Consider the following 14,571-nt stretch of genomic DNA (forward strand, 5'->3'; position numbering starts at 1 on the left):
TTTGTTATGTTTTAATTTAGTCTTTCTGCTTTGAGCTTTTGACTTAGGCTGTATGTTGCAACTTAATAATCTTTTTGTTTCTGCTTTCTTTGATGAAATTTCCGATGATGTTCGTCAAAGCATTCGTTTCAATTAGGAAACCATCATGACCATATTCAGAATGTATGGCTGCAAACTCGGCGTCAGTGATATGATCAGCTAAATATTTCTGCTCAGAAACCGGAAAAAGGAAATCATTTTCGATACCAATTACTAAGGTGTTCGCCTTTATGAGCTTTAAAGCCTCGGCTATTGATTTACGATTCCGGCCAACATTGTGGCTATCCATCGCTTTAGTTAAATAATAGTAACTATAAGCATTAAAGCGATTTATTAATTTTTCTCCCTGATAATTTTGGTAAGATGATGCCCTGAACTGATCTGTTTTATCATTTACACTTTCGACTTGTGTATTTCCATAAGCGCTATAGGTTCGGTAGCTTAAAAGCGCAATGCTACGAGCAGTTTTCAAACCTTTACTGCCACCATCTGGTTTGTTGGCATAAAAAGTTCTATCCGTTGTGATCGCTAATCGCTGACTCTCATTAAAAGCAATTCCCCATGGAGAATGAACAGCATTTGTTGCAACAAGAATGAGGTTTTCAATCCTGTTCGGTTCAGTAATTCCCCATTCTACAGCTTGCTGACCGCCTAAAGAGCCACCAATTAAAAGTTTGATGTTGTCAATTCCCAGATGATTCGCCAGTAGCTGATGTGCTGATACAAAATCGCGAATGGTAAACTGTGGGAATGACAGAAAATATGGCTGACCCGTAACCGGATTTTTACTTAAAGGATTTGTTGTTCCGTAATTTGAACCTAAAACATTTGCACAAATAACGTAATGCTCCTGAGGGTTGAATAATGCATTTGGCCCAAACAAACCTTCCCACCATTCAAAAACATCGGCATTTGCAGTTAAAGCATGGCAAACCCAAACTACATTATCTTTATTAGCATTTAACTTACCAAAGGTTTGATAAGCAATTTGCAGGTTGCGAATTTTTTTTCCGTTTTCTAATTTAAATTGTTTGGGATAACTATATGTTGAAGCTGTGCTCATTATAAAATCGTATTGTCGTAACTAAAATCTGGCTTTTAAGCTTGTAAACTTTCTGCAGTTGCGTGAGTTCCGATAGCAGAAAATGCCTGCTCAAAATCTGCTTTAATATCATCGATATGCTCAATGCCAACCGATACCCGCAATGCATTTGGTTTTACGCCTGCCGCCAATTGTTCGGCTTCGCTCAGCTGCTGGTGCGTAGTGGCCGATGGCTGAATAATCAGCGTTTTGGCGTCGCCAACATTTGCCAGGTGAGTAACCAGTTTTAAATGATCGATAACTTGTGTAGCATTTTCTTTCGTACCGTTTAACTCAAAAGATAAAACACCACCGAAACCGTTGCTTAAATATTTTTTTGCCAGGTTATTGTATTTACTGCTCGCCAGGCCTGGGTAATGCACTTCTTTAACCAATGGATGATTTTCTAACCATGTCGCCAATTCCAAAGCATTGTCTACATGACGTTGCACCCGAAGTGATAATGTTTCTAAGCCTTGTAATAATAGAAATGAATTAAAGGGCGAAAGGGCAGGACCCAAATCTCTTAAACCTTCTACACGGGCCCGAATAATAAATTGTATGTTACCAAATGGTCCGCCAATACCAAAAACATCATTAAAAATCAATCCGTGATAACCTTCAGATGGTTCGCTAAACTGCGGAAATTTCCCGTTGCCCCAGTTATAGTTACCACCATCAACAATTACACCGCCAATGCTGGTACCATGGCCGCCAATCCACTTTGTGGCCGATTCTACTACAATGTTGGCACCATGCTCAAGTGGCTTAAATAAATATCCACCGGCACCGAAAGTATTATCAACAATAAATGGGATATCGTATTTCTTGGCAATTGCAGCGATTTTTTCAAAATCAGGAATGCTAAAAGCAGGGTTACCAATCGTTTCTAAATAGATGGCTTTGGTTTTGTCTGTAATTTTTTGCTCAAATTCTTCTGGCACATCAGGATTTGCAAAATCAACATGAATGCCTAAACGTTTAAAGGCTACTTTAAACTGGTTGTAAGTTCCGCCATAAATATGGGTTGATGAAACAATACTGTCGCCGGCCTCAAGAATGTTATGCAATGCGATGAACTGTGCCGCCTGACCTGATGCCGTGGCTAACGCTGCAACGCCACCTTCCAATGCTGCGATTCTTTTCTCAAAAACATCGGTCGTTGGATTCATTAGCCGGGTATAAATATTACCGAATTCTTTTAATGCAAATAAATTTGCACCATGCTCTGCACTATTAAAACCATAAGATGTAGTTTGGTAAATCGGCACAGCCCTTGAACCTGTTGTTGGATCAATTTCCTGGCCAGCATGTAATTGCAAAGTTTCAAATTTATATGATGTTGACATTTTCTAATGTGATTAATGGTGTGAATATTTAAATGCTTGGGTGATCAAAATCGGATAATAAAACCATAATATTTTGATCGTCTGATTAATGGCGTATCCTGATCGATCAGGACCTTCCAATTTGAAAAGGCAACAAAAGAGGAAGATTTTTAAATTATTGTATGCAACAGCACATACAAGTAATCGCCTGCATATCACAACAAATCAATGAAATAGAAGAAGTTTCTATCTTTTTGAAGATTGAGTTAGGCTCGCTTTGCGATGGAAAATTTAACGTATTCATCAGTTATAATTTATATCTCCAGATAACACCATGTCATCCGGTCAGGAATTGGCACCTTCTCTCTCTGAGGGTTGCCAGTGGGTCGCGGAGCCTGTCTCTCGCCACTTCTTTATAAATCAATCCGATTAAGATTGACTTTTATTTAGTGAATTACCAAATAATATTTCAAATGTCTGAATTAAATTTCAAACAACAAAATTAAATTTTGATTTTTTGCTTTAGAATGGTAAGCTAGTAATGAAATTTCCATCGTAAGTATGAAAAGTTTATAGTAAACCCAATGCAATTGCCATTTTTTTTGGGAAGCATTTTAATAATTTAAAACTAGTACAACCTATTCGAATCTATTAAAAGAAAGCGGAAAGGAATCGAAATGATATTACGAATTTGTACTGCTTGTACGCTGAATAGGCTTGAATATGAGCGGGATTGTAACTTGGGAATTCTCAGTCTCGCTTTTTGCTATAGCCCCGATGAAAAATCGGGAACTATCGCTGTAATCGGGTTAAAAAACAAAGATTGTTTTGTTATAACCTTCATTGTAAGATTGCTTCCTGCCTCGCACTGGTGTGTCTATTGGGAAAAACTTTTTACCATTTACTTAAGTGCCTGTTCTAAGTCAGCAATAATATCATCAACATGCTCCAAGCCGACAGAAATCCTCAGCAAGTTTTTAGGTGTCTTACTATCAGGTCCTTCAACCGAATAACGGTGCTCAATTAAACTTTCTACACCGCCTAAACTGGTTGCCTGGGCAAATAATTTGACGCTATTTACCACTCTGCTGGTCTCCTCCACATCACCTTTAACCAGGAAAGACATCATTCCACCGAAATCTTTCATTTGCTTTTTAGCAATTTCGTGTTGCGGGTGTGTTGCTAATCCAGGAAAAAAAACGGCCTCAACTTTCGGATGATTAACTAAATACTGGGCAACTAATTTCCCATTTTCGCAATGGCCCTTCATGCGGTAAGCCAGGGTTTTTATACTTCTGCAAAGTAAATAACAATCGAACGGTGATGGAACCGCTCCACCTGTTTGTTGAATATTTTTAACTCTTTCCCAAAGTTCATCCTTTTTAGCGGTCACTAAAATGCCACCAAGAACATCACTATGACCACCCAAATATTTTGTACTGCTGTGCATCACTATATCAGCACCAAGCAAGATCGGGTTTTGTAAAATAGGAGAGGCAAAGGTGCTATCGCAAGCAAATGTAATATTGTTTTGTTTCGCTATTTTCCCAATTTCTTCAATATCGGTAACCTTTAGTAAAGGGTTTGATGGTGTTTCAATCCAGATTAATTGAGTGTTTGGTTTTATACTCGATTTGATTAAATCCAGGTCTGTTTGATCAACAAAATCAAATTCGAGTGTTTCATTAAAAATGGTTAAAAGCTGTTTTTTAATTCCCCAGTACATATCATCTGGTGCGATGATGTGACTTCCAGGCTTCAACGCCTGGAACAAACTCATACCGCAATTATTTCCAGAGGCAAAAGCTGCAGCATCTGCTCCGTACTCCAATTTAGCTACAGTGTTTTCTAAAGCAGACCGGTTGGGATTGCTTACACGACTATACATGTGCCCACCAGGATAACCTCCATTTTCATCACGAAAAAAAGTTGTAGATAAGTTGATAGGTGGAGTTACATCTCCGGTGATATTTTTAACCAGATTAGAAGCGTGAATAGCAAGGGTTTCGGGTTTCATGATGATTTGATTTTGATGCAGGTGAACTGCAATGCAATTTAATAATTCGCCGCTAATTTAAGCTTCGTAATTGTTTTGGCAAGATTTATGTAATCAGTTTCCGAAAATAAAATTAAACTAAAATGAAAAGATTATTTATAGCTATCGCAATAGCATGTTCTACTTTAGTAATGTTACAAAGTTGTTCATCAACTAAAAATGCTGCATCAGGCATTAATGGCGGTAGAGGTACAATCACCGGAACCTGGGTATTAAACAATGTAGCATTAGAGGGTTTACCTGATCAGGCTGTTCAAGGTTTATTCGGAGAGAAATCATACAAATGTTTCCAGGGCAGTACATGGAAATTAACCAATAGCGGAAACGGGTCTTATACGTTACCTGCATCAAGCACTTGTGGCGCAGTAATGCAAACCATCTTTTGGTCGGCTACACCTGCTGACGAGACTTTCCAGTTCAAAAAAATCTATGAAGGTGATAAAGCGAAAAACGTTACTGAAGGTTACCGTTTAGTTTTAACACAACTTTCTAAAGGCAATATGGTCATGAAGTCGCCTATCGAATTCGGCGGAAAAACGGCTAATATCGTATTAACGTTTTCTCCGGCAGTAAACTAGAAACCAACTACCTACGAAAAACATCATATTAAAAGCACCTTTTAAACGAGGTGCTTTTTTTATTGGTTCAATTGTTTGATAGTTAATTGGTAAATTGTTAAAGCATGTTGGTTAGGCTGCAGAATCAAATAACGAACTTTTCCTTTGTTACAAGAAAATGATTTTCAAATCGCCTCAATATTGTATTTTTGTTCAAAATAAAATCAGGAATGAATACAACTGAACAAGTTGAAAAAATATTAGCTGATACTTCATTATCAACTGAACTACAAAACATTGCACACAAAGTCCTCAACAAAGAGCGTATTACTTTTAGTGAGGGCGTATACCTATACGAGCATGCGGAATTGGGCTATTTGGGCGTTCTTGCCAACTTCATTCGCGAAGAAAAGCATGGCGACAAAACTTACTTTAATCGCAATTTCCATTTAGAGCCTACCAATCTTTGCGTTTACGATTGTAAGTTTTGCTCCTATTCCCGCTTGATTAAACAGAAAGAAGAAGGTTGGGCATTGACGATGGAACAAATGCTGGACATTGTTAAAAAATATGATGATGAGCCAGTAACAGAAGTTCACATCGTGGGAGGAGTTTTGCCTCAATATGATGTGGCATTCTATTCAGCTTTGTTTACCGCGATTAAAGAACATCGGCCTGATTTGCATGTGAAAGCATTAACACCTGTTGAGTACCATTATATTTTCAAGAAAGCGAAAATTGACTATGCTACAGGCATGAAATTAATGAAAGAGGCTGGCCTGCAATCTATGCCAGGTGGCGGTGCTGAAATTTTTCATCCTGAAATACGCGAGCAAATTGCGAAGGATAAATGTACAGGCGAGCAATGGTTGGCGATACATGAGGAATGGCATAAATTAGGTATGAGAAGTAATGCAACTATGCTTTATGGTCATATCGAGAAATTCGAACACCGAGTAGATCATATGGAAAAACTTCGTCAGTTACAAGATAGAACAGGCGGCTTCCAAACCTTTATCCCGTTAAAATTCCGTAACCAACACAACCAAATGAGCAATGTTGCCGAGTCATCAGTAATTGAGGATTTGAGAAACTACGCCATTGCCCGTATTTACATGGATAACTTCGACCACATTAAAGCCTATTGGGCAATGATTAGTCGTGAAACTGCACAGTTATCTTTAAATTATGGAGTTGATGATATCGATGGCACCTTAGATGATACCACAAAAATTTATTCAATGGCTGGTGCAGAAGAGCAAACACCCGCAATGAGTACCAGGGAGTTGGTTAATCTTATTAAACAAGTTGGCCGAAAAGCCATAGAACGCGATACTTTATATAATGTGGTTACCGATTTTGAAAATGTTGTTTTCGAGGAAGAAAAGAAACCACAGTATTATAAATTACCAGTCGTAAATTAATTTTGAATGAATGAGTTTTGAATGAGTATATAATTCACAATCCAAAATTCTATCATTCTCTAATTTAAATTCAATAATTAAATGAAGCAAATTTATATTATCCGCCATGGAGAAACGGAACTCAACAGACAAGGAATAGTACAAGGCAGAGGTATAAATTCTGATTTAAATGATACGGGCAGAGCGCAGGCAGAAGCCTTTTATCAAAAATATAAGGACATTTCTTTCGATAAGATTTATACATCTGATTTGAAACGGACCTGGCAAACAGTTCAAAAATTTATTGATTCTGGTTTACCGTGGGAAAGACTTTCTGGTTTGGATGAATTAGCCTGGGGCGTTTGGGAAGGAAAACCAAACTCTGAAGCCGCTCGGGAAGCTTTTCGTGAAATGCTGGAAACCTGGCAAAATGGCGACTACACCGCTCATTTTGAGGGCGGGGAGAGTGTTCAGGATGTTTATGAACGTTTAAAACAGCCTATGGAAGTTTTGTCAACCCGGCCAGATGAAGAAACTGTTTTACTTTGCATGCATGGAAGGGCAATGCGTGTTTTCCTTTGTCTATTGCTTAACAAACCATTAAGTGAGATGACCGAATTTCCACATCAGAATACTGTTTTGTACAAACTAGGATTCGAAGATGGGAAATTTACCGTTCTCGAATTTAATAGTGCCGTTCATTTGGATGGTTTAGTAATCGGATAATTCGCTTCATGCCAAACACATAGCACTAAACAATTAAATACCTTGAGTAAGATTAAAATATCGGCTGTTGCTTACACCAACACCAAAGCTTTTATATACGGATTACAACATTCTGAGATCATCAATAAGATTGATTTAAGTTTAGATATCCCTTCAGATTGCGCTGCCAAAGTAATTAGTGGTCAAGTAGATATAGGTTTAATGCCTGTAGCTGCTATTCCGTTGGTTCCAAATGCAAATATCGTGGCAGATTATTGTATTGGTAGCGATGGTGCTGTAAATTCAGTATTCATTTTTAGCAATGTTCCAGTTGAAGAAATTAAAACCTTGAGACTAGATGCCCATTCCAGAACGTCAAATAATCTGGCTAAAGTTCTGCTTAAATTTTATTGGAATAAAGAAGTAGAATTTACCACAGATGCTAATGCAAAAACTGATGCAATTGTTTTAATCGGCGACAGAACTTTCGGCAAAAAGGATGATTTCGCTTTTGCTTACGATATGGGCCAGGAGTGGAAAAACTTTACTGGCTTACCATTTATGTATGCTGTATGGGTGTCGAACAAAGAAATCTCTCAGGAATTTAAAGCTGAATTTAATGCTGCCCTAAAACTGGGCTTAAGCCATAGACAAGAGGTATTAAAAGATTTGCCTCGAATTGAGAATTTCGACCTGGAAGATTATTTATATCGCAAACTTCAATTTGAAGTAACAGCAGATAGAAAAAAGGCTCTGAAATTGTTCTTAGAATATATTGAGCACTTAGAAAAAGAGCCAGTTTAAATGATTTTCATTCTGTTTCAAGCAAAATATAAATGTTAAAAAAAGGCAATCCTGGTTGAGGATTGCCTTTCGCTTTTAATGTGATTTTAGTTTTCCGGCTATGGTTTCTAACTTGCTCTTCAATTTACTTATTGCACCGCTAAGGGCTAGATCATAGTTGTTACCTAAATTCGTAACTGCAATAGGTTCTTTGCCCGAAATTCTGGCTTCTAATAAACAGCGCTTATCATCCAAACCATCTTTGCTACCATTTTCATCTGATAAATGAACTTCCAAACGGGTAATTAAATCATCAAATCTAGATAAGCCATCATTAATTAAGCCTTTGATTTTGTCTTCGTATTCCTGGTGTATGGTTAGGTTTTTGTCAGTATTCAGTTGAATCGTCATAATTAAAAATTTAGGTTAAACTATATAGGAATAACATAGAATGTAAAGAAACGTTTTTAATATCCCCGTTTAATTTTTAAGTGTTTGGCTTTGAGCCAACTTTGTTTATAAACCTGGTAGGAACGAACACGGAGTGCAACGAAGTAAAGTGGATAGCAGGACTGGAGTAACAAAAAAGTGTTGAACCCCTGTTTTTCTACTAATTATTAAATATTCGATTTTAATACCTGATTAAATAAATAACAATCTTTCAACTTTTCAACAAAACAGCGGTAAAATGCGTAATCGTGCTATCTTTATAGCTTTTGCAAATTAATTTCAGTTTTGGCTAAAGACACGAATAAAGAAACCCCGTTAATGCAACAATACAACGCCATTAAAGCGAAGTATCCAGGTGCACTTTTACTTTTTAGGGTTGGAGATTTTTACGAAACATTTGGCGAAGATGCCATAAAAACCGCTCAAATTTTAGGAATTGTTTTAACCAGAAGAGGCACTGGCCCGAATGGTGGTGCTTTGGAATTAGCCGGTTTTCCGCATCATTCTTTAGACAATTACCTATCGAAATTAGTTAGAGCAGGACAAAGGGTGGCTATTTGCGACCAATTAGAAGACCCAAAAGCCACCAAAACAATCGTTAAACGTGGTGTTACCGAATTGGTTACACCGGGAGTTGCTTATGGTGACAATATTGTTAATCAAAAATCTAATAACTATTTAGCTTCAGTTTTTTTTGATAAAACGCAGATTGGCATTTCATTTTTAGATATTTCGACCGGTGAGTTTTTAATTGCTCAGGGAAATGGCGATTATATTGACAAACTTTTACAAGGTTTTAAACCTACGGAGGTTATTTTTCAGAAATCAAAACGCCAAAGTTTTTTAGAGCAATTTGGCGATCGGTTTTATACTTTCGGCCTGGATGAGTGGCCTTATACTTCTGATTACGCTGAAGAAACCCTAACCAAACATTTTGATGTAGCTTCACTAAAAGGTTTCGGAATTGAGCGGCTGCAGAGTGGCATCGTTGCTGCCGGGGTGGTTTTGCATTATCTGGGTGAAACAGAACACCGCAATTTACAGCACATCACTTCCATTAGCCGGATTGAAGAAGACCGATACATGTGGCTGGATCGGTTTACTATCCGTAATCTGGAATTGGTAAATTCTGCCAATGATAATGCCGTAACACTATTCGACATTCTCGATCATACTTCTACGCCAATGGGTGCTCGCTTACTTCAAAAATGGATTATTATGCCATTAAAGGAGCTGAAACCCATAGAGGAACGTTTGGGCATGGTAGATTTTTTTGTAAAAAATGAGGAAATTCAGCAAGAATTTTTAACGCATATCAAACAGATTGGCGACATCGAAAGATTGATTTCTAAAGTGGGTTTGCAACGTGTTGGTCCGAGGGAATTGGTGGCGTTAAAGCGAGCTTTAATTCATATAGAGGCTGTGAAAAATCTCGCAGCGAACTCTAAAAATACCTTTCTTATTAAAATTGCCGACCAGCTGAATCCTTGTTTGGCTATACGCGAGAGAATAGAAAGAGAACTTCAGCCTGAACCACCAGCACTATTGGTGAAGGGAAACGTGATTAGTGATGGTGTTGATGAAGATTTGGACCGATTACGTAAAATTGCTTTTGGTGGTAAAGATTATTTGGTACAAATACAGAAGCGGGAGGCGGAAGCCACAGGTATTCCATCGCTAAAAATATCTTTTAACAATGTTTTTGGGTATTATCTGGAAGTTACCCATACCCATAAAGACAAAGTTCCGGAAGGCTGGATTCGCAAACAAACGCTAGTTAATGCGGAGCGTTATATCACACCTGAGCTAAAAGAATATGAAGAACAGATTTTAGGAGCTGAAGAAAAAATCCAGGCCATTGAGATTCGGTTGTATAATGAGCTAATGTATGAAACTGCAGGTTACATTAAACCTATTCAGCTTAACGCATTTTTAATTGCTCAACTCGATTGCCTGTTATGCTTCGCCCAATTGGCTGAAAAAAATCATTATGTTAAACCTACAGTAAACAAAGATAAAGTTCTTGATATTAAAGGTGGTCGCCATCCGGTAATCGAAAAGCAATTGCCTGTAGGGCAGGAATATATTACGAATGATGTTTATCTGGACAGTGACTCGCAGCAAATTATCATGATCACCGGGCCAAACATGGCCGGTAAATCGGCGATTTTAAGGCAAACTGCGCTAATTGTTTTAATGGCTCAAATGGGAAGTTTTGTGCCTGCAAAAGCTGCTGATGTAGGTTTGGTGGATAAAATTTTTACCCGCGTAGGCGCATCTGATAATATCTCATCTGGCGAAAGTACTTTCATGGTGGAAATGAATGAAACAGCCAGTATCTTAAATAATATTTCAGATAACAGTTTGATTTTGCTGGATGAAATTGGTCGCGGAACAAGCACTTACGATGGTATTTCTATTGCATGGGCTATAGCTGAGTTTTTACACCAGCATCCCACTTCCCGCCCTAAAACTTTGTTTGCTACGCATTATCATGAACTGAATGAACTGGCGAATACAATGCCACGCATTAAAAATTTCAATGTTTCCGTTAAGGAAATGACGAATAAAGTTATTTTCCTAAGAAAATTGGTTCCGGGTGGGAGTGAACATAGTTTTGGTATCCATGTGGCTAAAATGGCCGGCATGCCGCCGAAACTGATTGGAAGAGCAAACGAGATATTGAAAAAACTGGAGATCGATAGGACGGAAGGGCAGAGCATAAAGGATAGTATTAAAAAGGTACAAAATCAAGCTTACCAGTTACAAATGTTCGCGATTGATGATCCTGTGTTAGTTAAAATTCGTGATACGCTAAATAATTTGGATGTAAACGCTTTGACTCCTGTAGAAGCATTACTGAAATTGGATGAAATTCAACGACTGATAAAAAATTAAAATAGGTTTTTAGTGTGTCGCAGTTAAGGCATGAGATTTTAACCGATATCCTAACCTGATGTTTTATTATGGAAAAAACCCTTAACCTTAAAACTTACATCTTTGGCTTTTTAGCCGTTTTGTTATTTTTATCCTCTTGCAGCTCTAGAAAATATACCGTTAAGAGCGAAACTAAAGCGGCAAAAGCAGCCGATGCAATGTCGAATTTGAAGAGTAAACAACTTTATAAGTTTATAACGGATTGGACCGGTGTAAAGTACCGCTTCGGCGGATTAGATAAAAACGGAATTGATTGTTCAGGCTTTGCGTTTCTGCTGGAGAAAGAAATCTACGGCATAACTTTACCTAGAATTTCTCGCGACCAAGCCAAAGCGGTGAATAAAAAAAGCGTTGATAATTTAAAAGAGGGCGATTTAGTTTTCTTTTCTTTCGGAGGGAATGATGTTGACCACGTTGGCGTTTACCTTAACAACGGTTTTTTTGTACATGCCAGTACCAATAGGGGCGTAATTGTTGATGATTTGAATTTACCTGCCTATCAGAGGGTTTTAGTGAAATCAGGTTCGGTTAATTAAGCAAGTCTAATTATGAATGAAGCGAAGCATTCCAGGCTATGCGATTCAGTGTGTATAGATTATTATTATTCGCAAACTAAAATTAATTAAATTTCGTTTTAAGTCTATGCGTATATTTTTTATAATCTGCTTATCTTTAGTTACTTATTCTGTAAATGCGCAAGTTAGGTTGCTTACACTTGATGATTTGGATAAAAGGGTAGCCAAAGGAAAAGATACAACATACGTAATAAATTTTTGGGCTACCTGGTGCTCTCCTTGTGTGGCAGAATTACCGCATTTTGAAAAGCTACGCACTGAAAATGAAAAGAAGCCGCTTAAGGTACTTTTAGTAAGTTTAGATTTCAAATCGAAATTACAAAAAGAGGTTATTCCGTTTGTCAATAATAATAACATTAAAGCCGAGGTTTATCTTTTGAATGAGCCAGACCAGCAAAAATATATCGAACGAATAGACGAAAAATGGTCAGGTGCGATTCCTGCAACCTTGTTTGTAAACAAAAAGGTTAGACGTTTTTACGAGAAAGAATTTACGGCAGAAGAATTAAAAAGCACTTTATTGAACTTAAAATAAGATCGTTATGAAAAATCTATTTCTAATTGGCTTGCTATTGGTTTCGAGTGTTGCGTTTGCACAAACCAACGGTTATAAAGTTGGTGATGTAGTTAAAGATTTCTCATTAAAAAATGTAAATAACAAAACCGTTTCGTTAGCTGATTATCAAAACGCAAAAGGATATATCGTGGTTTTCACCTGCAATACTTGTCCGGTTGCAAAAGCCTATCAAGAAAGGGTCTCGACCTTGAATAACACTTTTGCGGCTAAAGGTTATCCGGTGATTGCCATCAATCCAAATGATGCCGGTGCTGTTCCGGGCGAAAGTTTTGAAAAGATGCAAGTTTTAGCTAAAGAAAAGAATTTCAGTTTTCCATACTTATTAGATCCGGAACATGTAGTAACTAAACAATTTGGTGCTTTAAAAACACCTCATGTTTTTGTGTTGAGCAAAACGGGCAATGGTAATGTTGTAGAATATATCGGTGCGATTGATAATGACGCCGAAGGCGATAATCCGGATAAAGTGAACTATGTAGAAAATGCTATCAAAGAATTATCTGCTGGTAGAAAACCAACTGTTTCTTTTACGAAAGCCGTGGGTTGCAGCATAAAATGGAAGAAAGGATAACTTAAGCATCCTTTATCTATAACCAGAAAATATTATTTCTTCCTTGAAGCGACAAAAACAAAAACACCTGCTACCAAGATAATTCCGCCTACATAGGGTGGCCAGTTGACAGATTTCTCTTTATCTGCCGAAATTTGGATGGGACCAGCATCAACAATTTTTTCTTTTTTAGTATAGGTAAACCCTGTCCAAACGAGCATGGCTATTCCAACTATAATTAATATAAGTCCTACAGATTTGTTCATAATGTTTTTCTTTTACGAACATATCTAAGCATATTATTGTTTTAAAAGGAATAACCTAAGGTAATTTTGGCAGAGTTGTTTCTCAAATTTGTTCCATTACTAAATATGCCATAGACCTTCCTTATTTTAAGGAAAAAGGATAGGTCTGTTGCCAAGCCATTAATTCTTTCATCTGTATAATTAATATTGCGCTTTAAACCAATGGTACTTCCAATAAATAATCGGAAACCGTATTGCCGATCTTTATTTTTGCTTCCTTGCCAAATAATTTCAGTAGATCCACCCGTGGTAAACATTGTGGTCTGATTAGCGCTTATGGAAAGTGAGTCGTTAGTTGACCTAACATTTTTTCTAAATGAAGTATAACCGCCACCTTCATACACAATAGCATTATCCCAGCTGATAATTCTAAATTCAGTATTCCCTGATCTTTCAGCAATTCCGATTGAAGTTCTGGCACCTAGACCGATAAAACCTTGATCATAAAAATTTTTAAGGACGATCCGTTGTGCGTTTTCATATCCGTTGCCGGTTCCGCCAAAATAGGTGAATGCCCCATAAGAAAAATTAATATTATCTATAACATGTGAACGATTATAATTTACAAATCCCATTACCATTTCGCCGGTTTCGAATGGAAGGCTGTTGTTTGCAAAACTGGCACTGATATAATTTTTTGATTTTACACTGTCGGCCATCATGGGCTTTGGAAGATATGCCATGTGATTTGATGTTGCCGCAGGTGTATAAAACACAGGCAATTTGCTAACTACACCGCATGAGGAAAAAATTGTGATCGCAAATGATGCGATTAGGAGTAGAATGTTTAGAGAGCGCATAAATTTAGAGATGTTCTAGTTCTTTCGTATTAAATGTTATTCATCAAAGAAATCAACTAATCCTCCAATAAAATACTCGTCAATTCCTTCAGTAAAATCTTTGTAATCTTCATCAGGAATATTGGTTTGCTTAAATTCCAAAGAGGTTCCCTTTTTATCTTCGTGAAGTTTAATGGTTACAATTGAAGGTTCTCCTTCTTCACCGAAATACCATTGTTGTACAATCTTCTTATTTGTTTCAAACTCGATATTTTTTCCGACAATGTCACCATCCCAGAATGAAAATTCCGTACCCGGAGTTTCTTCAAACTCAACCTCTGCACCTGTCCAGAGTTTTATGCTGATGTCTTTTGTAAGCGCAAGATAAACTTCTTCAGGGCTTGCTGGTATATAAGTATATTTTTTATAGTCTTTCATCAATACTT

General features: G+C 37.3%; 15 protein-coding genes and 1 riboswitch. Of the genes, 8 read left to right on the forward strand and 7 right to left on the reverse strand.

The features are described 5' to 3' along the window. Positions 1–43: 43 nt before the first annotated feature. The 3 genes from metX to EA772_RS17750 all read right to left on the reverse strand — a co-directional run bounded on the left by metX (position 44) and on the right by EA772_RS17750 (position 4,465). Positions 44–1,102, reverse strand: a complete 1,059-nt coding sequence (metX, locus tag EA772_RS17740; protein ID WP_124914353.1) for a homoserine O-acetyltransferase — start codon at positions 1,100–1,102, stop codon at positions 44–46. Between the two features lie 35 nt (positions 1,103–1,137). Further along, on the reverse strand, positions 1,138–2,469 hold the full coding sequence (locus EA772_RS17745) for an O-acetylhomoserine aminocarboxypropyltransferase/cysteine synthase family protein (protein ID WP_124914354.1): 1,332 nt from the start codon (positions 2,467–2,469) through the stop codon (positions 1,138–1,140). A 290-nt stretch (positions 2,470–2,759) separates the two neighbouring features. Then, a riboswitch (SAM riboswitch) is annotated at positions 2,760–2,870 on the reverse strand. A 479-nt stretch (positions 2,871–3,349) separates the two neighbouring features. Next, entirely contained in the window at positions 3,350–4,465 is a 1,116-nt protein-coding gene (locus EA772_RS17750) for a PLP-dependent aspartate aminotransferase family protein (RefSeq protein WP_124914355.1), read from the reverse strand. Positions 4,466–4,587: 122 nt separating this feature from the next. Here EA772_RS17750 and EA772_RS17755 point away from each other — a divergent pair, with 122 nt between their 5' ends. The 4 genes from EA772_RS17755 to EA772_RS17770 all read left to right on the forward strand — a co-directional run bounded on the left by EA772_RS17755 (position 4,588) and on the right by EA772_RS17770 (position 7,973). Next, positions 4,588–5,082 carry a lipocalin family protein gene (locus EA772_RS17755; protein ID WP_124914356.1) on the forward strand — a complete coding sequence of 165 codons (495 nt, stop codon included), beginning with the start codon at positions 4,588–4,590 and terminating at the stop codon, positions 5,080–5,082. A 209-nt stretch (positions 5,083–5,291) separates the two neighbouring features. Beyond that, positions 5,292–6,485 carry an aminofutalosine synthase MqnE gene (gene mqnE / locus EA772_RS17760; protein ID WP_124914357.1) on the forward strand — a complete coding sequence of 398 codons (1,194 nt, stop codon included), beginning with the start codon at positions 5,292–5,294 and terminating at the stop codon, positions 6,483–6,485. Positions 6,486–6,566: 81 nt separating this feature from the next. Continuing rightward, positions 6,567–7,190 carry a histidine phosphatase family protein gene (locus EA772_RS17765; RefSeq protein WP_124914358.1) on the forward strand — a complete coding sequence of 208 codons (624 nt, stop codon included), beginning with the start codon at positions 6,567–6,569 and terminating at the stop codon, positions 7,188–7,190. A gap of 42 nt (positions 7,191–7,232) precedes the next feature. Continuing rightward, positions 7,233–7,973 carry a menaquinone biosynthetic enzyme MqnA/MqnD family protein gene (locus EA772_RS17770; RefSeq protein ID WP_124914359.1) on the forward strand — a complete coding sequence of 247 codons (741 nt, stop codon included), beginning with the start codon at positions 7,233–7,235 and terminating at the stop codon, positions 7,971–7,973. A gap of 75 nt (positions 7,974–8,048) precedes the next feature. On the opposite strand, the gene EA772_RS17775 is transcribed toward EA772_RS17770, so the two are convergent. After that, a complete protein-coding gene (locus EA772_RS17775; protein ID WP_116168211.1) occupies positions 8,049–8,363 on the reverse strand; it encodes an HPF/RaiA family ribosome-associated protein in 315 nt (104 codons plus the stop codon). 324 nt (positions 8,364–8,687) lie between these two features. Here EA772_RS17775 and mutS point away from each other — a divergent pair, with 324 nt between their 5' ends. From mutS to EA772_RS17795, 4 genes are all read left to right on the forward strand, one after another. After that, positions 8,688–11,300, forward strand: coding sequence for a DNA mismatch repair protein MutS (mutS, locus tag EA772_RS17780; RefSeq protein WP_124914360.1), 2,613 nt, complete (start codon positions 8,688–8,690; stop codon positions 11,298–11,300). A 68-nt stretch (positions 11,301–11,368) separates the two neighbouring features. Further along, positions 11,369–11,875, forward strand: coding sequence for a C40 family peptidase (locus tag EA772_RS17785; RefSeq protein WP_124914361.1), 507 nt, complete (start codon positions 11,369–11,371; stop codon positions 11,873–11,875). A 106-nt stretch (positions 11,876–11,981) separates the two neighbouring features. Continuing rightward, entirely contained in the window at positions 11,982–12,449 is a 468-nt protein-coding gene (locus EA772_RS17790; RefSeq protein WP_124914362.1) for a TlpA disulfide reductase family protein, read from the forward strand. A gap of 7 nt (positions 12,450–12,456) precedes the next feature. Then, positions 12,457–13,062 carry a thioredoxin family protein gene (locus EA772_RS17795; RefSeq protein WP_124914363.1) on the forward strand — a complete coding sequence of 202 codons (606 nt, stop codon included), beginning with the start codon at positions 12,457–12,459 and terminating at the stop codon, positions 13,060–13,062. Positions 13,063–13,094: 32 nt separating this feature from the next. Here EA772_RS17795 and EA772_RS17800 read toward each other — a convergent pair whose 3' ends face one another. From EA772_RS17800 to EA772_RS17810, 3 genes are all read right to left on the reverse strand, one after another. After that, the gene (locus EA772_RS17800) at positions 13,095–13,307 is read right to left on the reverse strand and encodes a hypothetical protein (protein ID WP_116168206.1); all 213 of its coding nucleotides are present in this window, start codon (positions 13,305–13,307) and stop codon (positions 13,095–13,097) included. A gap of 41 nt (positions 13,308–13,348) precedes the next feature. Then, positions 13,349–14,029 carry a hypothetical protein gene (locus tag EA772_RS17805; protein WP_124914364.1) on the reverse strand — a complete coding sequence of 227 codons (681 nt, stop codon included), beginning with the start codon at positions 14,027–14,029 and terminating at the stop codon, positions 13,349–13,351. A 153-nt stretch (positions 14,030–14,182) separates the two neighbouring features. Further along, positions 14,183–14,563 carry an SRPBCC domain-containing protein gene (locus tag EA772_RS17810; RefSeq protein WP_010600289.1) on the reverse strand — a complete coding sequence of 127 codons (381 nt, stop codon included), beginning with the start codon at positions 14,561–14,563 and terminating at the stop codon, positions 14,183–14,185. Between the last annotated feature and the right edge of the window lie 8 nt (positions 14,564–14,571).

This window comes from Pedobacter sp. G11 (assembly GCF_003860265.1).
Lineage (GTDB): Bacteria > Bacteroidota > Bacteroidia > Sphingobacteriales > Sphingobacteriaceae > Pedobacter > Pedobacter agri.

What these genes read in the sequence shown, in the direction of transcription:
- EA772_RS17785 (WP_124914361.1), top strand. Translation starts at nt 11,369, where the DNA reads ATGGAAAAAACCCTTAACCTTAAAACTTACATCTTTGGCTTTTTAGCC.
- EA772_RS17790 (WP_124914362.1), top strand. Translation starts at nt 11,982, where the DNA reads ATGCGTATATTTTTTATAATCTGCTTATCTTTAGTTACTTATTCTGTA.
- metX (WP_124914353.1), bottom strand. Translation starts at nt 1,102, where the DNA reads ATGAGCACAGCTTCAACATATAGTTATCCCAAACAATTTAAATTAGAA.
- EA772_RS17800 (WP_116168206.1), bottom strand. Translation starts at nt 13,307, where the DNA reads ATGAACAAATCTGTAGGACTTATATTAATTATAGTTGGAATAGCCATG.
- EA772_RS17755 (WP_124914356.1), top strand. Translation starts at nt 4,588, where the DNA reads ATGAAAAGATTATTTATAGCTATCGCAATAGCATGTTCTACTTTAGTA.
- EA772_RS17750 (WP_124914355.1), bottom strand. Translation starts at nt 4,465, where the DNA reads ATGAAACCCGAAACCCTTGCTATTCACGCTTCTAATCTGGTTAAAAAT.
- EA772_RS17805 (WP_124914364.1), bottom strand. Translation starts at nt 14,029, where the DNA reads ATGGCATATCTTCCAAAGCCCATGATGGCCGACAGTGTAAAATCAAAA.
- EA772_RS17775 (WP_116168211.1), bottom strand. Translation starts at nt 8,363, where the DNA reads ATGACGATTCAACTGAATACTGACAAAAACCTAACCATACACCAGGAA.
- EA772_RS17765 (WP_124914358.1), top strand. Translation starts at nt 6,567, where the DNA reads ATGAAGCAAATTTATATTATCCGCCATGGAGAAACGGAACTCAACAGA.
- EA772_RS17810 (WP_010600289.1), bottom strand. Translation starts at nt 14,563, where the DNA reads ATGAAAGACTATAAAAAATATACTTATATACCAGCAAGCCCTGAAGAA.
- EA772_RS17745 (WP_124914354.1), bottom strand. Translation starts at nt 2,469, where the DNA reads ATGTCAACATCATATAAATTTGAAACTTTGCAATTACATGCTGGCCAG.
- EA772_RS17795 (WP_124914363.1), top strand. Translation starts at nt 12,457, where the DNA reads ATGAAAAATCTATTTCTAATTGGCTTGCTATTGGTTTCGAGTGTTGCG.
- mqnE (WP_124914357.1), top strand. Translation starts at nt 5,292, where the DNA reads ATGAATACAACTGAACAAGTTGAAAAAATATTAGCTGATACTTCATTA.